Origin of the sequence: Faecalibacterium sp. i21-0019-B1 (genome assembly GCF_042852915.1) — a bacterium.
GTDB lineage: Bacteria > Bacillota > Clostridia > Oscillospirales > Ruminococcaceae > Faecalibacterium > Faecalibacterium taiwanense.
Genome location: NZ_AP031425.1, coordinates 1,688,965 through 1,710,904 on the forward strand (window position 1 = coordinate 1,688,965; position 21,940 = coordinate 1,710,904).

At 52.3% G+C, this 21,940-nt stretch carries 25 protein-coding genes and 2 pseudogenes; 11 read left to right on the forward strand and 16 right to left on the reverse strand.

Annotated features, from left to right (window positions below; all coding sequences use genetic code 11):
* Positions 1 to 16: 16 nt before the first annotated feature.
* The 3 genes from ACGHP1_RS08530 to ACGHP1_RS08540 all read right to left on the reverse strand — a co-directional run bounded on the left by ACGHP1_RS08530 (position 17) and on the right by ACGHP1_RS08540 (position 4,802).
* Positions 17 to 2,323: a hybrid sensor histidine kinase/response regulator gene (locus ACGHP1_RS08530; protein WP_390508972.1), complete on the reverse strand. Its 2,307-nt coding sequence runs from the start codon at positions 2,321 to 2,323 to the stop codon at positions 17 to 19.
* A gap of 25 nt (positions 2,324 to 2,348) precedes the next feature.
* Positions 2,349 to 4,136: an extracellular solute-binding protein gene (locus ACGHP1_RS08535; RefSeq protein ID WP_390508974.1), complete on the reverse strand. Its 1,788-nt coding sequence runs from the start codon at positions 4,134 to 4,136 to the stop codon at positions 2,349 to 2,351.
* Between the two features lie 345 nt (positions 4,137 to 4,481).
* Positions 4,482 to 4,802: a hypothetical protein gene (locus ACGHP1_RS08540; protein WP_390509822.1), complete on the reverse strand. Its 321-nt coding sequence runs from the start codon at positions 4,800 to 4,802 to the stop codon at positions 4,482 to 4,484.
* A gap of 84 nt (positions 4,803 to 4,886) precedes the next feature.
* Between ACGHP1_RS08540 and ACGHP1_RS08545 the strand changes: the two genes are divergently transcribed.
* The 6 genes and pseudogenes from ACGHP1_RS08545 to ACGHP1_RS08570 all read left to right on the forward strand — a co-directional run bounded on the left by ACGHP1_RS08545 (position 4,887) and on the right by ACGHP1_RS08570 (position 8,881).
* Positions 4,887 to 5,234, forward strand: coding sequence for a DUF6054 family protein (locus ACGHP1_RS08545; RefSeq protein ID WP_390508976.1), 348 nt, complete (start codon positions 4,887 to 4,889; stop codon positions 5,232 to 5,234).
* Position 5,235: 1 nt separating this feature from the next.
* The gene (locus tag ACGHP1_RS08550; protein WP_390508978.1) at positions 5,236 to 5,595 is read left to right on the forward strand and encodes a DUF2500 domain-containing protein; all 360 of its coding nucleotides are present in this window, start codon (positions 5,236 to 5,238) and stop codon (positions 5,593 to 5,595) included.
* 34 nt (positions 5,596 to 5,629) lie between these two features.
* A complete protein-coding gene (locus ACGHP1_RS08555; protein WP_005921747.1) occupies positions 5,630 to 6,352 on the forward strand; it encodes an AAA family ATPase in 723 nt (240 codons plus the stop codon).
* 21 nt (positions 6,353 to 6,373) lie between these two features.
* Positions 6,374 to 7,309: a hypothetical protein gene (locus ACGHP1_RS08560; protein ID WP_223389994.1), complete on the forward strand. Its 936-nt coding sequence runs from the start codon at positions 6,374 to 6,376 to the stop codon at positions 7,307 to 7,309.
* A 25-nt stretch (positions 7,310 to 7,334) separates the two neighbouring features.
* Positions 7,335 to 7,625, forward strand: a pseudogene (locus ACGHP1_RS08565) (hypothetical protein); the annotation flags it as partial.
* 347 nt (positions 7,626 to 7,972) lie between these two features.
* On the forward strand, positions 7,973 to 8,881 hold the full coding sequence (locus ACGHP1_RS08570; RefSeq protein ID WP_390508981.1) for a DUF4300 family protein: 909 nt from the start codon (positions 7,973 to 7,975) through the stop codon (positions 8,879 to 8,881).
* A gap of 140 nt (positions 8,882 to 9,021) precedes the next feature.
* Here the strand turns inward: ACGHP1_RS08570 and ACGHP1_RS08575 are convergent, their stop codons facing one another.
* The 3 genes and pseudogenes from ACGHP1_RS08575 to ACGHP1_RS08585 form a co-directional block, all read right to left on the reverse strand.
* A complete protein-coding gene (locus ACGHP1_RS08575; protein ID WP_055192190.1) occupies positions 9,022 to 9,270 on the reverse strand; it encodes a hypothetical protein in 249 nt (82 codons plus the stop codon).
* Between the two features lie 26 nt (positions 9,271 to 9,296).
* Positions 9,297 to 9,419, reverse strand: a pseudogene (locus ACGHP1_RS08580) (Tat pathway signal sequence); the annotation flags it as partial.
* 7 nt (positions 9,420 to 9,426) lie between these two features.
* Positions 9,427 to 10,290, reverse strand: a complete 864-nt coding sequence (locus ACGHP1_RS08585; RefSeq protein ID WP_005941554.1) for an AraC family transcriptional regulator — start codon at positions 10,288 to 10,290, stop codon at positions 9,427 to 9,429.
* Positions 10,291 to 10,539: 249 nt separating this feature from the next.
* Here ACGHP1_RS08585 and ACGHP1_RS08590 point away from each other — a divergent pair, with 249 nt between their 5' ends.
* The 4 genes from ACGHP1_RS08590 to ACGHP1_RS08605 all read left to right on the forward strand — a co-directional run bounded on the left by ACGHP1_RS08590 (position 10,540) and on the right by ACGHP1_RS08605 (position 15,536).
* Positions 10,540 to 11,910, forward strand: coding sequence for an MFS transporter (locus tag ACGHP1_RS08590; protein WP_390508985.1), 1,371 nt, complete (start codon positions 10,540 to 10,542; stop codon positions 11,908 to 11,910).
* Between the two features lie 114 nt (positions 11,911 to 12,024).
* The gene (locus tag ACGHP1_RS08595; RefSeq protein WP_390508986.1) at positions 12,025 to 15,108 is read left to right on the forward strand and encodes a glycoside hydrolase family 2 TIM barrel-domain containing protein; all 3,084 of its coding nucleotides are present in this window, start codon (positions 12,025 to 12,027) and stop codon (positions 15,106 to 15,108) included.
* Between the two features lie 27 nt (positions 15,109 to 15,135).
* Positions 15,136 to 15,264, forward strand: a complete 129-nt coding sequence (locus ACGHP1_RS08600; protein ID WP_275541411.1) for a hypothetical protein — start codon at positions 15,136 to 15,138, stop codon at positions 15,262 to 15,264.
* Between the two features lie 116 nt (positions 15,265 to 15,380).
* On the forward strand, positions 15,381 to 15,536 hold the full coding sequence (locus ACGHP1_RS08605; protein ID WP_390508988.1) for a hypothetical protein: 156 nt from the start codon (positions 15,381 to 15,383) through the stop codon (positions 15,534 to 15,536).
* A gap of 245 nt (positions 15,537 to 15,781) precedes the next feature.
* On the opposite strand, the gene ACGHP1_RS08610 is transcribed toward ACGHP1_RS08605, so the two are convergent.
* Both ACGHP1_RS08610 and ACGHP1_RS08615 read right to left on the reverse strand, forming a co-directional pair.
* Positions 15,782 to 16,534, reverse strand: a complete 753-nt coding sequence (locus ACGHP1_RS08610; protein WP_309425707.1) for a carboxymuconolactone decarboxylase family protein — start codon at positions 16,532 to 16,534, stop codon at positions 15,782 to 15,784.
* Positions 16,534 to 17,073, reverse strand: a complete 540-nt coding sequence (locus tag ACGHP1_RS08615; protein ID WP_390508991.1) for a flavodoxin family protein — start codon at positions 17,071 to 17,073, stop codon at positions 16,534 to 16,536. The genes ACGHP1_RS08610 and ACGHP1_RS08615 overlap by 1 nt, the downstream gene beginning before the upstream one ends.
* 117 nt (positions 17,074 to 17,190) lie before the next feature.
* Here ACGHP1_RS08615 and ACGHP1_RS08620 point away from each other — a divergent pair, with 117 nt between their 5' ends.
* A complete protein-coding gene (locus ACGHP1_RS08620) occupies positions 17,191 to 17,658 on the forward strand; it encodes a MerR family transcriptional regulator (protein ID WP_055190980.1) in 468 nt (155 codons plus the stop codon).
* 38 nt (positions 17,659 to 17,696) lie between these two features.
* Here the strand turns inward: ACGHP1_RS08620 and ACGHP1_RS08625 are convergent, their stop codons facing one another.
* From ACGHP1_RS08625 to ACGHP1_RS08660, 8 genes are all read right to left on the reverse strand, one after another.
* Complete coding sequence (locus ACGHP1_RS08625) at positions 17,697 to 17,948, reverse strand: DUF6061 family protein (protein ID WP_371292843.1); 252 nt, start codon at positions 17,946 to 17,948, stop codon at positions 17,697 to 17,699.
* 456 nt (positions 17,949 to 18,404) lie between these two features.
* Positions 18,405 to 18,656 carry a phage holin gene (locus ACGHP1_RS08630; protein ID WP_371290625.1) on the reverse strand — a complete coding sequence of 84 codons (252 nt, stop codon included), beginning with the start codon at positions 18,654 to 18,656 and terminating at the stop codon, positions 18,405 to 18,407.
* 3 nt (positions 18,657 to 18,659) lie between these two features.
* Positions 18,660 to 19,067, reverse strand: a complete 408-nt coding sequence (locus tag ACGHP1_RS08635; protein WP_390508995.1) for a holin family protein — start codon at positions 19,065 to 19,067, stop codon at positions 18,660 to 18,662.
* Between the two features lie 20 nt (positions 19,068 to 19,087).
* Entirely contained in the window at positions 19,088 to 19,489 is a 402-nt protein-coding gene (locus ACGHP1_RS08640) for a YcbK family protein (protein WP_371290627.1), read from the reverse strand.
* A gap of 21 nt (positions 19,490 to 19,510) precedes the next feature.
* The gene (locus ACGHP1_RS08645; RefSeq protein WP_371290628.1) at positions 19,511 to 19,642 is read right to left on the reverse strand and encodes a hypothetical protein; all 132 of its coding nucleotides are present in this window, start codon (positions 19,640 to 19,642) and stop codon (positions 19,511 to 19,513) included.
* 3 nt (positions 19,643 to 19,645) lie between these two features.
* Complete coding sequence (locus tag ACGHP1_RS08650; protein ID WP_371290629.1) at positions 19,646 to 19,822, reverse strand: hypothetical protein; 177 nt, start codon at positions 19,820 to 19,822, stop codon at positions 19,646 to 19,648.
* Positions 19,823 to 19,839: 17 nt separating this feature from the next.
* A complete protein-coding gene (locus ACGHP1_RS08655; protein WP_371290630.1) occupies positions 19,840 to 20,058 on the reverse strand; it encodes a hypothetical protein in 219 nt (72 codons plus the stop codon).
* Positions 20,059 to 20,070: 12 nt separating this feature from the next.
* Positions 20,071 to 21,927, reverse strand: a complete 1,857-nt coding sequence (locus ACGHP1_RS08660; protein WP_390508997.1) for a DUF6273 domain-containing protein — start codon at positions 21,925 to 21,927, stop codon at positions 20,071 to 20,073.
* Between the last annotated feature and the right edge of the window lie 13 nt (positions 21,928 to 21,940).

Genomic DNA, 21,940 nt, shown 5'->3' on the forward strand with positions numbered 1-21,940 from the left:
GCTTCTCCTGCATCATTTACATCGCTTGTGTGCTCCCTCTGCGGAAACGCGCTTGTCCGCTATTTATTTTCGGGGGGATAACACGAAAGCGTTTTACCGTCTGCTCCAGCGCAGCAATATCCACAGGTTTGGACAGGTGCTCGTCCATGCCGGCTTCCCTGCTCTTCTGCATATCCTCAAGGAAGGCATTGGCGGTCATGGCAAGGATGGGAATGATTCTGCCCAGCGGGTTTTCACCGCTGCGGATGCGGCGGGTGGCTTCCAAGCCGTCCATCACAGGCATCTGCACATCCATCAGGATCATGTCGTACTCGCCGGGCTTTACGCTGGCAAAGGCATCCACGATTTCCTGACCGTTGGAGCAGATGGTGCAGCTTGCACCATTGGCTTCCAGCAACATTTCCAGAATTTCGGCGTTGATGGCGTTATCCTCGGCGCAGAGGAACTTCATGCCGGACAGAGGAGAAGTTTTTTTCTCTTCCTCCGGGAGTACCTGTGCCTCTGGCACCGCATCTGCTTCGGCATCAACGGGAAATTCCAGCACCACCTCAAAGCGAGTGCCCTTGCCGGTGGTACTCTCCACATTGATAGAGCCGCCCATCAGGTCCACAATGTTCTTGGTGATGGCCATACCAAGGCCGGTGCCCTGCACCTTGTTGGTGCCGGAGCGTTCCTCGCGGGTAAAGGGGTCAAAAAGGGTCTTCTGGTAGGCCTCGCTCATGCCAATGCCGTCATCCTGCACCACAAAGCGGTATCGGGCGTAGTGCTCGTTTCGGGGCAGCTCGTCCACCTCAAACCGGATATGCCCGCCGGTGGGCGTATACTTGACTGCGTTGGAGAGGATGTTCATCAGCACCCGATTCAGACGGTTGGGGTCTGCCAGCACATTTTCGTGCTGCAGATGGGTGTTTACCGTAAAGGTCTGGCGGCGCTGGCCTGCCTGCTGGCGGATGATGCTGTCCAGCTGGCTGATCTGCTGGGGCAGATTCATTTTTTCCACATTCAGGGTGGTCTTGCCGCTCTCGATGCGGCTCATGTCCAGAATATCGTTTATGATGCCCAGCAGCAACTGGCCGGAATTTTCCAGCTTGTCCAGATGTTCGGCCAGCTTTTCCGGCTGGTGCAGCTCGTTTTTCATCAGAGTGGTAATGCCGATGATGGCGTTCATGGGGGTGCGGATATCATGGCTCATGTTGGCAAGGAAGTCCGTCTTAGCCTTGCTGGCGCGCTCGGCGGACTGTAACGCCTCTGCGGCAATGTCCTGTGCCTGCCGCAGCTCATCGTTTACCTGCGTCAGATGGATGTTGTATTGCTCCAGACGGAGGTTCGCTTCTTTTTCTGCCTGCAGCTCCTGCTGCTGCTTTTGCCGCAGGAGAGACCAGCCGACAAAAACTGTTATGACCGAGAACACCATTGCAATGACGATGATGAGGACCATGACGATGGTGACCAGCTTCTGCGTATTCACGGCCACATATTTTGCCGGAACAAGGAACGCCAGTGTCCACTGAGCGTTTTCCATCTGCTTCAGGGCGTAGAAATACTCGGTGCCGTCCAGCACGGCGTTGGAATAACAGGAACCTGTGCGGTCAAGCCGCTCCTTTGCCTCCGCAAAGGAAGAGCCGTGCAGATAGGACATCCGGGAGAGCACGGTGTATACGTTGTGTCCCTTCAGCAGTTCGGTATCGTTGGCGTTGAACAGCTTGAAACCATCGTCATCCAGCACATAGACGCTGTTGTTATTTTCGTAGGCATCACAGCGGAAATAATCGTTCAGCTGGGTCATGCTCTGCGAAATACCAAAGTAGCACAGGGTGATTTCTTTTTCTCCGCTTTGCAGTGTGATGGGGGTGGAGAGCTGTTCCAGGAACACCATCCGGGAGTCGTCCACGGTCAGCGAGTTAGAAACGTAGCTGACCCGCTGCGGTGCGCTTTCCAAATACTTCATTCCTCGCAGCAGCCCCATGCGGCCATTCTCAGTATAGTAATGTCCGGCAGAGTCCACGGCAATCAGTTCGATCTGTCTTTCATGGTAATTGGAAAGCTCCGACAGCTTTTTCAGATAGCGATAGAACTCGGTATCGGTCTTTAACGGAGTGTAGTACAAATAATTGCATTGTACATTCACCTCGTCCCAGTGGGTGTCGATCACATCCTCCAGACTGCGGAACATCTGGTGGGTGACCTCTTCCATCTGGTTCAGCCGCTCATGGTAGACAAGGTTCTGGATGTAGGTCTGGCTCATGATAAAAAGGGTCAGGATGACCGCAACAATGACAAAGCCGGTGCCCCAAAGCAGCTTTTTATATAGTTTGTTGTTCACATCCGGTATCTCCTGTCCGTTCTGTTCAGCTCCATGCAGTGTCTGCCCGGCTGATGGTGGTGTATGCACCAAAGAAGGCTTTTGCAGCATCCATGCCCACCACGCCGCTGTCTGTGACCGTGGTCTCCGCAGCCAACTGGTCGCTCACACCGCAGATGGCAACCTGATAGGTCTTGCCCGCATCCGGCTGCACCGGGCTTACCAGCACATAGGGGTAGCCCTTGCCGTTGCCGTAGGCATCGTAGCCCGTGGCCAGCAGGTCGTTGATCTGCTGCCCGGTCAGGGTAACGGTTTGGATGGTGCGGTTCCAGCCGGTGGGCAGGATCACCGAAAGGTCGTAATCCGTAATGCCCTTGGCATACAGCTTGGCCGCTACGCCGTGATGGTTCTGATCGGTGGGGTTGCCGGGGATCCATGTGCTCAGCGACACCAGCGCAAGGTCGCTGCCGGTAGCCTGTGCAAAGCAGCGGCCCACCAGCATGGCGCAGTCCTCCTGCGAAAGCTCCTCCGTAACGGTAGTGATGGTATCCGGGGTGTTGTTCACCACACTATCCTGATCCTCGTCCAGCTGACGGATCACATCCTCCATGGTGGCATTGCCCTTCATGAAGTCCAGCATTTTAAGGCCAGTGGTCACGATGGTGTTTTCCCAGCCGGAATAGATAAAGGGCGCGGTGTTGCCTGCATTCAGGGCATCGGCGATGTCGGCATAGTAGGTGCCGTCCGCTTTTGCGTCCTTGAAGGGCAGCAGGCTGCTTTTCAGCGCCGTTGCGGGCTGCAGAGCGCTGGTGCCTGCAACGGTGGAAAGCACACGCATCACCTTGAGCGCATCTTCCAGCTTCTGGGGGTCCTGCTCCAGCTTTTTATTCAGACCGTAGAAGCGGTTCACATTCAGCACAAAAACGTTCTGGGTGCCGTCCTCCGAGAGAAACGGCATCAGCCCGTATTTATCGGCGTTGCCGTCTGCCTCCACGATGCCGTTGGTGCCGCCCATCAGAAACAGGGTGTTGCCCTCGGTCATCCTCTGCCGGGTCACATTGTCGTCAAGAGCGTCGCCGGTGTCGTTCAGCATCCCGATGTCCTTCCACTTCTGGACATAGGCCATCGCCTGCATCATGCCGGGGGTATTGCTGACATTCGCCTTACCGGACAGATAATCCCGCTGCCACAGCCTGCCGTCCAGTGTGCCGAGGAAATCGGCGTCCGCAATGTTGCACAGATACTGGAAACCATAGCCCGGATACTGGATCTGCGGCAGACAGAGATCGACCTCTGCTTTCTTGGCCTTTGCAGCCAGTTCTTCCAGCTCAGCGAAAGAATTGGGCAGCTCCCAGCCGTATTTTTTCAGCAGGGTCTTGTTGTAGGTGATGCCGTAGCAGTTGTAGGTCGAGGGCAGCAGGTAGATGGCACCGTTATCAAATACGTCCTGCAGACGGGACTCCACATAGTTATCCGTAAAATCGTAGCCGGAAAGGTCCAGCAGTTTGTCGGAGACCAGATCGATCCGGGGGTCGTAGTAGGTCAAGGTGCAGACGTCCGGCAGGTCGCCCGCCGCAAACATATTCTGCAAACAGGTGGTGGTGTTATCGCCGCTGTAGGGCACGACCTCGATGTTCACTTCCGGGTAAACGCTGTGTACCTGCTCAATAAAGGCTTCTATCTCCTTATAAGGTGCCATAAAGGTGATGGCTTCGTGCACATCGTCTTTTTTAGCCGTTTCGGTCTTACCGCCGCCGCAGGCAGTCAACGCCGCCGTGGCTGCCGTAATGCCGCAGACCTGCAAAAAAGAGCGGCGGGAGATCTTTTTCATCATATAAATATACCTCCCTCACATTGTCGGCAAGTGCAGTAGCGCAGTGCTGCCCTAGCTATTCTTACACATCCCATAGGAATCCACACACCCGCAGCCTGTCCGCATGGGCTTTGCGCCGAGCTTCCATAAAATAACATTATTATTGTACCATTGCAACAAAAGTGTTTCAAGTTGTTTTTGAAGGCTTTTACATACGAAAGAACTTTTTATATCTGATTCTGCCTTTTGCATGGCATAAAATGCAAAACGACCCATTGAGGAAATAATCGTAGATGGTTAGCATGAATGGAAAAAATGTGCAGGCTCATCATCAACACTAAACCACCCAGTGTGAAGAAGAGCTTTTCACATCCGGTGGCTGCGTGGATCAGCTGCTGCCAAAGGCCCTTTTTCTGCATAAACAAGATCCAGCCCATGGAGGCAATGTAGGCCATGCCGACACCGAGATGACTGAGCATTATCTCCATGTTCTACAACACCGGCACCCGGCTGGGGCTTATCCACGAAACAGGTCATCGAAAAACTGAAACTGCTGACCGATGCGGAGTTTGCCGAACTGGAATTTCCCCCGGACTGATTATTGCCGCCTGCGGGCGGCGTACATAAAGTATTTTGTTCTTCCAAAAGATATGCTATAATCAAATTAGACAAAATTTCTCTCTTCAAGCGATTTCTCCGCAATTTTCCTGTGGCTCTGCTCGTATCAAAAATAAGGGACCGATTTTTAATTGTCAGAACGGAGGAACCATTATGGCAATCCTTGAAAAGACCATCCGAAACAAGAATTTTGACAAACTGCTTCGGAAGCTGGAACAAGAAATCCCGGACAGCAGTTGGTCGGCAGATTTAGAGGCAGGCAGTGATTTCAAAGAGGGCGATGCCCGGTGCAGTGTCCGTGTATTTGAACGGTACAGCATGATGGGCGGCAACCGCCTGAGTCTGACACTGACCCTGTTCCAGAATGGAGACAGTCCGATCCGCCTGTCTGCCATCACCGCAGGCGGCAGTCAGGCGGTGTTCTTCAAGGTGAACACCCTCGGAGAAGAATCTTTTCTGGACGATGTAAAGGACCTGCTGGAAGAAATTTTGGAGGAATAAGATGTTTTACGCTGGAATTGATATGCTGTTCAGCATTCTGTTTCCCATCCTGTTCCTTGTGGTTTTGGGCATGATCCTATACACCATCATCGGAAATATCAGCACATGGAATAAAAACAACCATTCGCCGCGGCTGACCGTTCCGGCAACGGTTGTGGCAAAGCGCACGGAAGTTTCTCACCACCATACAGACAATACGATGGCGCATACGTTCACGACCTATTATGTGACCTTTCAGGTAGAGAGCGGCGACCGCATGGAGCTTACCGTAAGTGGTTCGGACTACGGAATGCTCGTGCAGGGCGACATCGGAAAGCTGAGTTTTCAGGGCACCCGCTATCTTGGGTTTGAGCGGAACTAAGCGTTCTCCTACATTATATAATAAGGAGTGCTGTATGAACGATCTATTTATCCAAGGGCTGACCATCGACTGGAACAGAGTTCGCCCATACAATTATGTTCGTCAGATTCCTGCCATCAGTGGAATCGACACTTTTACATTCCATAAGCCCATTACGTTCTTTGTTGGCGAAAATGGAAGTGGAAAATCTACGCTTCTGGAAGCAATCGCTGTTGCTTACGGCTTCAACGCAGAGGGTGGAACGAAGAACTATTCATTTTCCACATACAACTCCCATTCGGAACTATGTGAGGCTATGACGATTTCCAAGGGATATCGCAGACCAAAGTTCGGGTATTTTCTCCGAGCAGAGAGTTTCTATAATGTAGCCACCAAGGAAATCGACTATTCCGATGACGATCATCCCTCCAAAGGCTATCACCAAAAATCACACGGTGAAAGTTTCCTCGCCATTGCGCAGGACTACATGGGTGCAGATGGAGTCTATATTTTTGACGAGCCGGAAGCCGCTTTATCCCCGCAGCGGCAGCTCACGTTACTGATCAACATTTATCGGTGTGCCCAAGAAGGGGCGCAATTCATTATCGTATCACATTCACCCATTCTCCTCGGAATGCCTGATGCTGAAATTTTTAGCTTCGACAATGGCACGATTCATCCTTGTCAGTATGAAGATACGGACAGCTACGTTATCACCAAAACATTTGTAAATAATCGGCAGCATTTTTTGAACCAGCTTCTGAACGAAGAAACGTAATGCCGGGAAAGGACATTCCATATGAGTGATTCTACGTTGAAAGAGCTTTGGCAGCAGGTCGCTGAAAAGAAAAGCTGCGAAGCAAAACAGAAAGAACTGACCGCCCAGAGAGATACGCTTGCTGATCGCCTGAAAAAGCTGGAAAAATCCAAGCTGGCAGAGCAGGCTGATGTGGACCGTCTGGAGGGACACAGCCTTGCCGCATTTTTCTATCAGGTGATCGGAAAAATGGATGAAAAGCTGGACAAGGAACGGCAGGAAGCCTATGCAGCCCGCGTCAAGTACGATGCGGCTCTCCATGATCTTTCTTCCGTTGATGCCGACTTGAAGCAGATTCAAAATAGACTGGCACGGCTGTCCGATTGCGAAAGGCAGTATCAAGCTGCTCTTTCCGAAAAAATCAAAAGCATCAAAGTCTCTGCCCACCCTGCCGCACAGCAGATTGCGGAAAGCGAAAGCCGCATTGCCGCACTGAAAGTTCAAAAGCGGGAGCTGCTGGAAGCCATCAACGCAGGAAAGACTGCCTTGCATACGGTCAACGAAGTTCTCGAAACCCTCGACAATGCCGAGGGCTGGAGTACATGGGACGTAATGGGCGGCGGTTTGATGGCCGATCTTGCCAAGTATGAGGAACTGGACGATGCGCAGAAACAAATCGAACAGCTTCAAGTGGAACTGCGGCGGTTCAAAACTGAGCTTGCTGATGTTGAGATCACCGCAGACCTTCAGGTTACGGTGGACAGCTTTTTGAAATTTGCGGATTTCTTCTTTGACGGCCTCTTTGCAGACTGGGCAGTTCTGGATCACATCAATCAGGCACAGAGCAGAGTGGAGAATACCAAAGGTAAAATCAAGCGAGTCCTCGCACTTCTGAAAAAGATGCGCGAAGATGTTGATGTCCAAATCGCTGATGAAAAAGAGAAGCAGGAGCAGCTTGCAGTGGAAACTGAGCTGTAGGGTTGGAGAGATTACTTTGTGTGCTCGGCGCAACTCGATCGTTTATCCGCCGAGAGAAAGCAACCGTGACCGCCTGTGCGGGATCATCGACACCATCCTTGCAGAGCAGCCGAAGGACTTTGAAGTTTTTCTTCAAAAGCTGATACAGCAGGGCTACGAGGTGAAGCGTGGCAAGCACACGGCGGCGAAGGGCAAGGAGCAGAAGATCAGCAGTGCCGACGAACTGCGGGAACGAGCAACGGCGGCGACAGAACGCTATCATGCCATGGGCGATTCCATCAAGGCGGCGGAAACGAGGTTGGCCGAAATCGCCGTGCCGCGCTTCGCAAGTTGGTATCCTCCGTCTATCTGGAAAGCGATTTGAACCTTCCATTCAGAAAAAACGGAAAATTCTTATTCCAACTTGGGTATACTCCTGTTGTGTCCGACATGAAGAAAATCGTTCAGAAAACTGCCGCATTGTCTTTCCCAAAATGGGCGTTAGCCGTATGGGATATGGATACTGCAACATTATATATGGTCAACTACGACAGAAGTCATTGATTTTCTTTGTTTATCTGTGATACCATTCGTTACGAGACCAACGGCGTTGCTCTCTTCGCCTATGGTGGAGACTCCGGCACTCAAAGAAATTTTCCGAAAAACACAACGAGGTGACCATTTTTGAAACGTCGAACTTTTCTTGTCTGCTCCGCTGCACTTTTTTGCAGTGCGTTTCTGGCAGGAGGCTGCACTCAAAAAACTTCTCAGCCCGTCCTTCAGCAAATTGAATACTCCAATTTGGCAGATTCGGATACACAAGCTCTTCTTTCCAAGCTTTTGCAGGATGCCGGCGTATCCGACCTGCGGATACAGACCTTCTTTGATCATGTGCAAAAGTTCAACAATGCTGTAGACCCGGCATGGCTCACCACAGGGTTTGAAAATGCCAAGCCTTCGGATCTGAAATACGATCCTTACTCCATGCAGGACGCATGGACGGAAAAATATGACACCTTCCCCGGCTGGAACTGTCGGATCACTGCTTGTGGGCTGTTCGGTGATTTTATCACTGTCACGGGCAAGGCAGACCTTGACTCAGCCGAGGACACCCTGTTTATGGACTATGAAACACTGGATTCTGACCCGGAATCCCTTTGCGGCGATGAAAGACAAAAGTTTGATGCGCTGTTCGCCCCGGTTAAAACCACCAATACGACCGATATTCCTACCCATTTGAAAACGATTCAGCAGGAATGGAAGAAACGCGGTCTCTCCTTCGTGGACGATGATAAGATCCGTCTCGTCTCCGTAGTCCTGCACGATCAGTTCTCTGAAACGGACAATTCTCTTATGATCGGTCATGTCGGCGTTATGCTTCCCACATCGGATGCGGTATATTTTGTCGAAAAGGTCGCTTTTCAGGAGCCGTATCGCTTGTTGAAGTTCAAAAATCGAACCGAGTTGAGCGATTATCTGATGCTGAAATACGACAACTCGTGGGGACAGGACACCGCCCACACCTTTATTATGGAAAATTCAGACCTGATGGACAGCTGGCGCATTCTTGAAGAGCAGGAAAATGCAAGCTAAAAGCATCGCATTCGTTGGGAGCCGTTTAGTCTGACAGATCATTCGCCCCCTGATACCAAAAAGACGCTGCAACCTCTTACACAGAGGCGGCAGCGTCCTTTTTTATATCGGAATGTTTTGTTCGCAGGGGAACTCCGGGCTTATGACAGGGTATGTATAATGTGCAGAGCCATATCAGCATTTTCTTTGTCCACAAACACCTCTGTGACATACCTTGGTTTTATGCCGAGAGTTCCAATTCTCGCTTGGTCAAATGTGTTATGCCGATTGACATCTTTGGATTTGCAATAGAATTTAATTCCAGCTGCCGCCAACGCATCCGTGATACGATTGCATTGGTAAGGGTCAGAAACTGTTGCAACTAGCGATTTGAAAAAATGCTCTAACATAAAGAGACCTCCTTGTATACACTCTAATCTCGTACAAAGCCATCCGGCACATAATGGTCGCTGTATCCATTCGGGAGCTGTTCCAACGGTTCGCCGTCAACTTGATATGTCAGGTACATCTCAACAGGCAGGAACGTCTGAATCAAGGAATCTTTCTCATTTTTCAGTAGATTCTTCCAGATTCTTTCGGTACTGTGCCGGACTGACACCATACTCTTTCTTGAATACCCGGCTAAAATAGAGTGGGTTATCATACCCTACGATCTCTGCAATTTCTCCAATATTGTATTCGGTGTTCTCCAATAAGCTTTGTGCATTTACCATCCGAAGGGACAGGATGTATTGTGCAGGGCTTATTTTCATGTACAGCTTAAAATTACGGATAAACCAGTTCGTACTGATATGCAGCGATTCTGCGTAATCGTCCACACTGACCTTTGTATTATAATTCTCGTTAAAGTAGGCAACGGCGGCTTCGATTTCTTCGGGGATGCTTGTAGTTGTTTTCTCGCTTTCCTGCTGTTGCCTGCTTACTAAAAGCAGAATGATGTTGAAGAGAGAAGCAATATAGTCTTCATAGCCATATTCACATTGTTGCAGTTCCCGGATGATCTTTCGGAACAGCATTTTGTAATCCGGCAGTGTGCCGCTGTAAAAAACGTGCTTGTCCAAGGGTATTCCGTGATAGTTCAGGATGTTTTTGACATCGTATCCTGTAAAGTGAATCCAGAACACCTCTGGATGATCTTCTACATAGTAGACATACTTCTGGATTTCTTTCGGCTGATAAAGCACCATGTGTCCAGAAGTCACCACTTCCTCAACACCATCGAACCAGAAGTGTGCTTTACCAGATGCCACATAGAGGATTTGATAGTCTCTGCGACCCTTTGCCCAAAAAGTAGGTAGCTTAGGGCGTTTTTTCAAGCGATAAGTGCCGCAGCTGCCTACGACCAGCGGCTTTGAGTAGTCTTTGAAATCCAAACGGGAGTTGTTCAAATATCCTGAGTTGAAATACATCCCTGCGTCCTCCTCATCTTCAGAGATTTTACAGTGATTTGGGAAATGTTCTATCAAAAAATTACAAACACTTTGATTTTGTGCATATTTTGTTCCATCTTGTCTATATCTTTTCGTTCCATTAGATTCTATAATATTTTCAGACGGAACGCAAGAGATTTGGGCAACTTGCGTAATGAGAATTCCAGTCTGAAGTGCGCAGCAGATTGGTCGCGCCCACACAAAACAAGCAAGATGGGAGAAAGCACAATGACTGAGAAACGTTATCTAAAGTGGTATAATAAAGTCGGCTATGGTTCAGGCGATATTGCAGGCAACGTGGTGTATGCATTCCTGTCCTCCTTCGTCATGATCTATCTGACCAACACCGTTGGCCTGAACCCCGGTATTGTCGGCACTCTGATTGCAGTTTCCAAACTGCTGGACGGTGTGACGGACATTTTCTTTGGTTCTTTGATTGACAAAACGCATTCTAAGATGGGCAAAGCCCGTCCTTGGATGCTGTACGGCTACATTGGCTGTGCCATTACGCTGGTGGCAATTTTCGCCATCCCGACCAATCTGGGACAGTTTGCACAGTACGCATGGTTCCTGATCGCATATACTCTGCTGAACGCTGTATTCTACACTGCCAACAACATTGCTTACTCTGCACTGACTGCTCTCGTCACGAAGAACAGTGCCGAACAGGTCGAGATGGGTTCTTGGCGTTTCATGTTCGCCTTTGCCACCAGCCTGCTCATCCAGTCCATCACGCTGGGTGCTGTTACAGCATTGGGCGGTGGTGCTGCCGGTTGGCGCACTGTTGCAATCATCTACGCCATCATCGGTCTGCTTGTCAACACCCTCTCCGTTTTCTCCGTGAAGGAACTGCCGGAAGGCGAATTGGAGGATACCACCGACAAAAAGGAAATCGAGCAGGACGAAAAGTACAATCTGGTTCAGGCTGCAAAGCTGCTTGCTGGTAACAAATATTATATGATGATTTGCGTCACCTACATTTTGCAGCAGATCTACGGTGCCATGATCAGCATGGGCACCTACTATGCAACCTACATCCTTGGCAACCAGAATCTGTTCGGTGTATTCTCTTGGGCAATCAACATTCCTCTGATCATCGCACTGGTGTTCACCCCGACCTTGGTTGCAAAGTGGAATGGAATGTATAAGCTGAATGTCATGAGCTATACTCTGGCAACGATTTCTCGTGCACTGGTTGCTGTAGCTGGTTACATGGGCAGCGGCAATGTGACCTTGATGCTGCTCTTTACTGCAATCGCAGCTCTTGGTCAGGGTCCTTGGCAGGGCGATATGAACGCTGTGATTGCTGCTTGCTCTGAGTATACTTGGCTGACGAAGCATAAGCGCGTGGATGGCACGATGTACTCCTGCACTTCTCTCGGTGTGAAGCTGGGCGGCGGTCTGGGTACTGCCATCACCGGCTGGCTGCTGGCAGCAAGCCATTTTGACAGCGCTCTGACCGTTCAGCCGGATTCCTGCATCAATATGCTGAAGATTATGTATCTGGTGATTCCGTTCGCTCTGGATGCCATTATCACCTTCATTCTGTCTCATCTGAAAGTTGAAGAAGCAAATGAAAAACTGCGTGCAGCAGTCTGATAACAAGTCATTATCATTTCTCCTTCATCTGCTGTTCCCCGGAGGAATCCAGCGATTCCTCCGGGGAGGCTGGAGAAATATTATAAAATTATAAAAGGTAAATGAGGAAATACTATGGCTGCATTTGATTTTGCAAAAGTAAAAGACCCCACCTTTTTCAAGGAAAACGTGCTGAATGCTCATGCAAGTTTCCGTACTTACGCTTCCCGCGAAGAATATCGGACAGGCTCCTCTTCTTTGGCGCTGAAGCTGGACGGTATCTGGAAATTCGCCTACGCAAAGAACTACACCAGTGCCATCCCCGGCTTTGAAAAGACAGATTACGATTGCAGCGGCTGGGATGACATTCATGTGCCGGCACACATCCAGATGGAGGGCTACGACATTCCCCAGTACGCGAATATTCAGTATCCGTGGGATGGCCGTGAAGAAGTACAGCCGGGCGAGATCCCGCAGCGGTTCAATCCGGTGGCAAGCTATGTAAAATACTTCGAGCTGCCGGAATCCATGCAGGGCAAGCCCGTCCACATCGAGTTCGAGGGTGTGGAAAGCGGCATGGCTCTTTGGCTGAACGGGTCTTATGTGGGTTACACCGAGGACAGCTTCTCCGCACACGCATTCGATCTGACTCCCTATCTCCAGCCGGGCGTGAACAAACTTGCTGTGCAGGTGTTCAAGTGGACTTCCTCCAGCTGGTGCGAAGATCAGGACTTCTTCCGCTTCTCCGGCATCTTCCGCAGCGTGTGGCTGTACGCCATCCCCACCGTGCATCTGGAAGATATATCCGTCAAAACGCTGTTTGCCGGGGATGATTTTACTCATTCCACGCTGGAAGTTGCATTGCAGGTGGAGGGTAAGGGCGCGGCCCGTCTGACCCTGCGAAGCAGTGAGCTGGAAGTGTTCTCCGAAAAAATCGCACTGAACGGCGGCTCTGCATTGTTCAGCCATGCGGTGGAGAATCCCCACCTGTGGAGTGCAGAGGACCCGGCTCTGTATGAACTGGAAATCGAGCTGCTGGACGATGCAGGCCATCTGGTAGAGGTGACCGGGCAGAAAGTCGGTTTCCGCAAGTTCGAGTTGAAGAACAATCGGATGCTGCTCAACGGCAAGCGCATCGTGTTCAAGGGTGCCAACCGTCATGAGTTCAGCTCCATTACGGGTCGTGCTGTGGGCGTACACACCCATGAGGAACTGCTTCGGGATATCATCACCATGAAGCAGAACAACATCAATGCCATCCGTACCAGCCATTACCAGAATCAGGATGCACTGTACGACCTGTGCGACGAGTATGGTCTGTATCTGATCGCAGAGAACAATCTGGAATCCCATGGCACATGGGACATCCATCAGGCGGGCATTCGCGGCATCGAGGGCGTTTTGCCCAATGATAAGCCGGAGTGGAAAGCTGTCTTGTTTGACCGCATGAATTCCACTTACCAGCGTGACAAAAATCATCCTGCTGTTCTGATCTGGTCTCTGGGCAACGAATCGTTTGGCGGTGAGACCCTGCTCCAGATGGCAGAGATGGTCCGCCGCTTTGATGACACCCGTCTGGTGCATTACGAAGGTGTGGTCAATGATCCCCGCTTCCTCGAAACCACCGATATCGAGAGCCATATGTACAGCACTGTGAAGGACATTAAAGAGTATCTGGCACAGGGCGATAAGCGGCCTTATATCGAGTGCGAATATTCTCATGCTATGGGCAACTCCAATGGTGCTTTGCACAAGTACACGGAACTTGCCGACCAGAAGGGCTGCGGCTATCAGGGCGGCTTTATCTGGGATTACATCGACCAGTCCATCTGGAAAAAAGACCGCTACGGCAAGTGGTTCCAAGCCTACGGCGGCGACTTCGGTGAGCGTCCTACCGACTATAATTTCAGCGGAAACGGCATTGCCTATGGTGGTGACCGTGCTCCTTCTCCCAAGATGCAGGAGGTCAAGTTCTGCTATCAGAACATCGCCGTTTCCATCGACAACTCTGGCTTTGAAGTCTGGAATAAGAACCTGTTCACCTCTACGGATGCTTTCGACTGCGTTGCACTGCTGCATCGTGATGGAAAGTTGTATCAGCAACAGGAACTGACCAATATTGATGTTGCTCCCGAAGAACGTTCCAGCTTCCCGCTGCCGTTTATGGTCCCTGCGCTCCCCGGTGAATATGCAGTGACCATCAGCTTCCGTTTGAAGGAGGACACCAACTGGGCAAAGAAGGGTCATGAAGTCGCCTTTGGACAGGGTGTGATCGCTGTGGTTCATTCCATTCCCAGCAAGAAGGTCACGCCGTTTACCGTTATGCACGGTACACACAACATCGGCGTCCGGGGTGAGAATTTCGATGTTTTGTTCTCCGATCTGAACGGCGGTCTGACTTCCTACCGCTATGCCGGCAAGGAGATGATTCAGGAGATTCCCCGTCCCAACTTCTGGCGCGCTCCCACCGACAACGACTGCGGCAACAACATGGGCGGCGTTCGCGGTCAGTGGAAGCTGGCAAGCCTGTACGCTACCGCCAAGGGTGTCGGCAAGGAGATTCCGTCTGTTCATGGCGGCACCATCCTCCAGAACCCCACCTGCGAGGTTGAAACCGACAGCGTTGTCGTGACCTATCTCTACAACCTGCAGACCAGCCCCGCAGCAGAGTGCAGCTTACAGTACCGTGTGTTCGGCGATGGCCGCATCCAGACCACCCTGCACTATGACCCGGTGGAAGGACTTGCAGCAATGCCGGAGTTCGGCGTACTGTTCAAGATCGACGCTGACTACGACACGGTGGAGTGGTACGGAAACGGCCCTGCGGAGACCTACTGGGATCGTCAGCATGGTGCAAAGCTGGGCATTTACCAGAACAAGGTCGCAGACAACATGGCACAGTACCTTGTGCCGCAGGAGTGCGGTGCAAAGACCGCTGTGCGCTGGGCAAAGGTAGTGGACCGCAAGGGTCGCGGGCTGCTGTTTACCGCAGATGCCGCAAAGCCCATGTTCTTCTCTGCGCTGCCCTACACTCCCCATGAAATGGAGAGTGCCAAGCATCCCTACGAGCTGCCCCCGGTCCATTACACGGTGATTCGTGCCATCGGCGAGCAGATGGGCGTCGGCGGCGATGACAGCTGGGGTGCCAATGTCCACCCGGAGTATATTCCTGATGTGACCAAGCCTGTGGAGTTCACCTTTACGTTCCGTGGCATCTGATGATTGCCCGCAAACGAGGTGTTCTCTGTGAAAAAAGCGAAAGATCAGCCTGAATCTGAACCAGCCGAACTAGCATCCCTTGTTGGAGAACGGATTAGAAAGATCCGCAAAGAAGAGGGGTTAAGCCTAGAGCTTTTTGCTTTAAGCCATCAATGAGCCACCAGCCGCAAGTGCAGGGCGGAAACTATCCGCGCCCCTGCGCCTGATAAAAATTGGAACTTTGATTTTCTCGCCCGACTTTGCCACGGTGGGACGATCAAAGGAGCGTGCGTTTGAACAAAAAGAAAAAGTCCACAAATACTTCCCCTTATCCCGATGAAGTCTTTGACCGTCTGGCGCGGGCATTCTACCCGGCCATCCTTGCCTGCTGGAACAGCGAGGAAGGACAGCGGTCACTTGTCGGGGCGGAGGCTCCTCCATCTTGCTAACGCAAGACCGTTCGGTCGCTTAAAAGCCCCACTTGGGCTTTCATTGCTCCGCTGCGCTGCGCAAACGCGAGCTTGCCTATGGCAGGCAGAACAGGCTCATCACACTACCAGCAAAGAGAAACAGGGCGTTCCCGACGGGGAACGCCCTGTTGTACATATCTCTGTCGTATGTGGATTTTTCAGGGTGCGTCCGCAGGGCGCACCCTATTTTTGTTTCATCATGGTTGGGTGTACGCCAAAACGCATCACCGCAACTCCTTATAGGTTTCTTCCGGCACCGGCTCGCACCACTCGTTAGAGGTGCCCTCACCGGGCACTTCCACTGCCAGATGAGAGAACCAGCAATCGGGTGCAGCACCGTGCCAGTGCTTGACCTCCGGGGGAATATTCACCACATCGCCCGGATGCAGCTCCAGCGGAGCTTTGCCCCATTCCTGATAATAGCCCCGGCCTGCCACGCAGACAAGGATCTGCCCGCCACCCTTTGCGGCATGATGGATGTGCCAGTTGTTCCGGCAGCCCGGCTCAAAGGTGACGTTGTAAATGCCAACCTGTGCGGTGGACAAGGGTGCCAGATAGCTTTTTCCGCTGAAATATTGTGCAAAACCGTCGTTGGATGCACCGATGGGGAACACCATTTCACTCTGGTGCTTTGCCTTGGCATCCTCTGCAGCGTCCTCTGCCCAGACTTCCTTGGCCATGCGGAAAGCCGCCCACGCCTTGGGCCAACCTACATAAAACGCCGCATGGGTCAGGATCTCTGCAATTTCAGTCCGGGTAATACCGTTGTTTTTCGCTGCCGTCAGGTGATACCGAAACGAGGAGTCCGTCAGTCCCTGCGCCATCAGTGCTACCACCGTCACAAGGCTGCGGTCCCGGAGGGAGAGTTTATCCTCTCGGCTCCACACCTGCCCGAATAGTACCTCATCGTTAAGTTCTGCAAATTTTGGTGCAAATTCGCCCAGAGCATCCCGCCCTGCTGTCTGTTTCACTGCCATTATACGTTCCTCCCCATCTCGTAAGCCTGTGCCATGGCAGGCGTACCGCACACTGCACCCGGCTCGTAAACGCCACATGCTACAAGGACTCCCTTTTCCACGGCACCTTCCACACAGTCTGCATAGCCCCGGAAGCAGGTCAGCGTAGTGTCCGCAGAGGCTTTTTCCTCGTCTGCCATGGTGGTGATGTAGTAGAATTCCTTGTCTTTGACCTCAAGCCACCGTGCCACGGTACGGTCGATCACTGCCTTCAACTGAGCACTGATGGAGTAGAAGTATACCGGGCTTGCCAGCACAATGACATCGGCATCGATCATCTTTTGCAGGATGTCTGCCATATCATCCTTGTGGACGCAGGCTCCGCCGTGGGTGCTGCAGTAGTAGCAGCCGGAACAGGGAGCCAGCTTTTTCTCAGCGACCCGGATCTTTTCCGCTTTGTGCCCGGCATCCTGCGCTCCACGCAGAAATTCATCGCATAGAATATCCGAGTTACCGCCCTTCCGGGGACTGCCAGACAAAATCAATACCTTCTTGCTCATAGGAACCTCCTTGACAGCGGAGTGCATCCGCATTATGATGTTGATAAAGTTTGATTTTATCATACAACTTAAAGCGCACTTTAAGTCAAGGGCTTTTTGAAAAAACGGAGGTTTCAGATGATCTATACTGTAGGCGAAATGGCACAAAAGCTGGGCGTACCTGCCTCCACCCTGCGCTACTACGACAAAGAAGGGTTACTTCCCTTTGTGGAGCGTTCCTCCGGCGGCATTCGGATGTTCCGGGAAAACGACTTCGAGTGGCTGCAGGTCATCCGCTGCATGAAAAAAGCCGGAATGTCCATCAAGGATATCCGGCAGTATATTGAGCTTTCCATGCAGGGAGACGACACCATTGACACCCGGCTGGAAATGTTCCGGCATCAGCGGGAGGTGCTCACCCAGCAGATCCAGCAGTTACAGCACACACTAGAAACTGTGGAATACAAGTGCTGGTTCTATGAAGCCGCCAAAGCCGCTGGGACAGTGGATGTCCCCGGTGCGATGACCGATGCGGACGTGCCGGAGCAGTTCCGTGCCATCCGACAGGAGCTGCGGGGACAGAAGATGCCGAATGGCGAAAAATAAGAAATGCCGTTCCAGTTGCTTTTGGAACGGCATTTTTCTTAATCTTCTAACCCATGGCTCCCGGTTACGTTTTTCAAGTATCCCTCCGGGTCACCCTTCAGAATCAAATCAGCATAGCCCAGTGGGTCATTATAGATGAGATAGTCCAACTCCGACCTCTGCGCCATGGTCACATTCAACGCATCCTCGACCCCGGTGCAGTCGATGGAAATTTTTCTTCCATCCCGGAGCAGCAGTTCCACGCACCCGGTGTCCATGTTGAATTTGCAAGCTCTTTCATCGTACTTCATGTTCATGTCCTCCTGAAATCATATTGTGGCTTATGTCGGTCAATCTATGATTTCGGATTTCATCTTCCACGGACACCTGCATGGAACTTGTCGGGGCAAAGCCCCTCCATCTGCTAACGCAGACCGTTCCGTCGCTTAAAAGCCCCACTGGGGCTTTCATTGCTTCGCAAACGCTAATTTTCCGAAGAAAACAAATAATCCGAACCCATCTCCTATCGGAAACAAGTTCGGATTATTTTTGTTTGGTCCACCTGACGCATCAACAGACGAACTTTCGTCTTTACGTTTCGCCGATGCGCTTTTTCATTGATGGGCCATTTGTTTTGTCCAAAAAGCTGTTTACCGCATAATTGTAATCGAATTGCAATCGTTTGTAAACAGAAAAATCCCCCGCCAGCATTCCACTTTGGACTGCCAGCGGGGGATTTTCTATGCCTTATTCAGTTGTTCGGCAAGTTAGTGTACCTGCTTTTTCAGGTTTTCCATCACTCCGTCTGCCTGGATTGCAGCCTGAGTAAAGCTGTTGTTGTTCCACCATGCGATCAGGGCGGTGACCGTGGTGATGCCGGCGGTCACAAGCTGCTCCACGGTACTGCTTTCAATTGGGATGATGGGTTTTCCCATTGCAGAAAGCATCTGATTGGTAAGAGCCAGCAGCAGGCAAGCGGTACGGACGATAGTTGCGGTCGAGATTTTGAAGTTACCCATAATTCATTCCTCCATGTTGTCCTGTTCGGACTTCTGTTTCAGGATTTCAATAGCCCCGGTCAGTTCCTTTGGAATCGGCACCCCCATCAGGCCAGCATTCTCAATGATGGACAGCGTCTCGTTTGCGATGAACGCGATCACGGTAGCGTCCCGGATAAAATTAGACCCCATCACCGTGTCGAGGTGGCAGGCCACCAGCACGATCAGCAGGGTTACACCTTTGCGGCACAGCCCCTTCCACCCGGCGCGGGATTCCAGTGTGCCGTCTTTGCTCTTCGGGCTGGCGTGGAAAACCCCGGCGACCACAAGCCCCGTGATGTAATCGACTGCCATGAACAGGATCAGCGTCGAAAGTGCCGCATCCCATCCGCCGAATTGACTTGCGATCAGACTGCCGATTACTCCAACCATGGTGCAAACTCCATTCTTCACTACATCACCCATCTGCTTTTTACCTCCCGCACATCGACGTGGACAAAACCGTCCGCGTGGTATCGTCCAATGCCTCCCTTGCCGGGAAGCAGTGTTTCGACGTAGGCCGCCAGTGTGTCCACTGACACGCCAGCGATCCAGATGTCAGCCGCCTTGCCATAAAGGTGCTGGCTGTACTTGGCCGCCTTCTTCTGCTTGGCGTTGTGGCTGGCAGTGCGGAAAGCACTGTTGATGTTCACAGCCTTGCCGAAGTGATCCCGGATTTTTTGCAGTAGAGCCACAAGCTCGTCATCAATAAAGATTGGGTCGCTGCCGTCTTTGCACTTGAACTCCCGGACGTGGAAGTTCTTGCTCAGAGCCTTGCTCCCATCCTTCGCATAGGAATAGGCTTTAATCGCCATTGTTGTTTTCTCCTTTCTGGCTCAATGCCATTTGCAGCCGCTCGACCCACACTCAGCCACCAGCACTGCAAATTCGCCGCGCTCTGCGGTCGTGTCCGCACCACTGGTTTCCAGCCGGGTCATCAGCCTTTCGCACAAATCAGGCCAGCCCATCGGTTAGTCCCGCTCCTTCTGCTTTGCGGCCAGCAGGCCGGTCAGTTCCGTGTAGTGCCCATCGGTCAGCTTGCCAGCAGCGTAGAAGATATCGATCTTCTCAGCCAGACCGTCGATGGTGCCGCGCTGGATCATGCGCTTGCAGGTACGATACAGAACCATTTCAGATGATTTAGACATAATGTTTTTCCTCCCTATCAGGTGTTATCAGCGTTATCGGTGTCGTCCGTATCGGAGACACCCAGTTCCAACATGGTGATGCGATACTCCTGATCGACCACCATTTCGTCCGTGTCGCTCTGTGCAGCTTTCAGGGCCGTCACCGTTTCCGGCAGCTGTTCCAGCTCCTGCTGCTTCTTGGCTGCAGCTTCTTTTTCTGCCCGGGTGGGCAGGCTGCATTTTTTCCAGATAATCATGTGAATCCCTCCTTACTGGAATGCGCCGCTGACGGCTTCGATGTAGCCACCCTCGCCGGATTCGCCGCGCTCCACGCTGACGCGGAAGTTAAACGCCGCGCCGTTGGTGGTGGTCTTATTCTCAAAGACGATGTTCACGCCTTTTTTTACCTCGGTCGTGGCATCCTGCCAGACCGGGGCCGCGTCCTTGGCGTTGTTCGTGACCTCTGCCTTGAACACAGCGTCATCGGGAATGCTGCCCGTCACCTGAAGCACGGCAACGGTAATGTCGCCCTCAACGGCCAGCGGTTCAGCCAGCGTCACGCTTGCGGCGTGGACGGCCTTGGTAAAGGTCGCGGACGTGCTGACGGTTTCCTTGCCGTCGCTCACCTCAACGGTGATGGTGTGGTTGCCGTTCAGGATTTTCTGGAATCCGGCAGCGCTGGCCGTCTGCTCAAAGGTCAGGGCCGTGCCGCTGGCAACGCCGGTGCGGGTCTTGGTGGTCTTGCCGTCCAGCTTTTCGGTGACAGTCAGCGTGTCGCCGTCGGCATCGGTAACGGTATAGGCGAAGCTGAAGGGTGCGTTCTTCTCTCCCAAACTCGTGGAGCTGGCGTTGATGGCCGGGGCCACATTGTATCTGACCGTGCGTATAGCGGACGTGGTGTAGCCAGACTCCAGGCCCTCGGTGTCGTATGCCTTGACCCGATACATCACGGTGGACCAGCCGTTGGTGATGGTGTCGGTGTAGGTCAGCGCGTTGCCCTTGTACACCTGCGTGTAGGCGGAGCCACCATCGGTGCTGCGCTCCAGAATGTAGCCGCTCAGGTTGCCATCGCTGTCACTGGCCGCAGTCCACGAGATCACCAGCGTGCTGCCGCCCTTGACATCCTTCGGCACCGCGATTGACGGCGGCGCAGACGGGGCGTTGTTGTTGACCACCGTTACCCGCGAGCTTGTGCGCCAGCCAGACTCCAGACCCTCGGTGTCGTATGCCTTGACGCGGTACATCACGGACGTGGTGCCGAAGGCGATGCTGTCCGTGGTGCTGGTGGCCGTACCCTGATAAATCCGACTCCACGACCAGCCGCCGTCGGTCGAACGCTCTACCTTGTAGCCGGCTAAATTGCTCTCAGCATCAGAGCTTTTTGCCCACGAGATTGAAATGTTCGTGCCGCCCATGATGGACGAAGGAACGGAAATGTTCCACGGAGTCGAGGGTGCGGTGTTAGTCGAGACCGTGCCATCATTAGATACAAAGAGAGTAGAGGGCAAAATCAAAGCGGGGCGAACATCACAGGAGTAGTAGTTCCAGCGGCCGGCGTCGTAGGAGCCCTCGGGGTTGACGGCCCAGACGCTGCCGTAATTGTCGGTGTGCGGAGAGCGCAGCCACCACATGGCAGTGCTGCTGCCGTTGTAGGCGACACGCTTGCTGTTGCCGCCAGAGCCGCTTCCAAAGTACGCCAGCCGGGTACCATCCTTGGGGAAATTGCGATCGTCGCTGGTCGTCCAGCCAACTTCATAGCCGGACAACAGGAATACTTTGGTGGAAAGACCATTTGCGCCGGTGGCAAGGCTGCCGTCCCCGCCGCCTGTGCCGTTCAGGTACGGGATTTTTACCTGCTTAATAGCTGCCCGGATGTCGCTGTCGATGAGGTTGTAGAACGTTCCGTTCAGGTATGTGTGGATGCTGGAATCCTTGTAGGAGTTATTGTTGCCGAACGTGTACGTTGTGTAGATGTCCTTCATCAGCAGCCAAGTACCGTTGCAGCTATCGTCATAGACGCTGGACGGCTTGCCCTGATGCACGATGATGAAATCTTTGGCCGCACCGTTGACTTTGATTTTGACGATGCTGCCAACGGCCTTTGCGCCTAATCTTACATTTGCCATAAAAATTCACCTC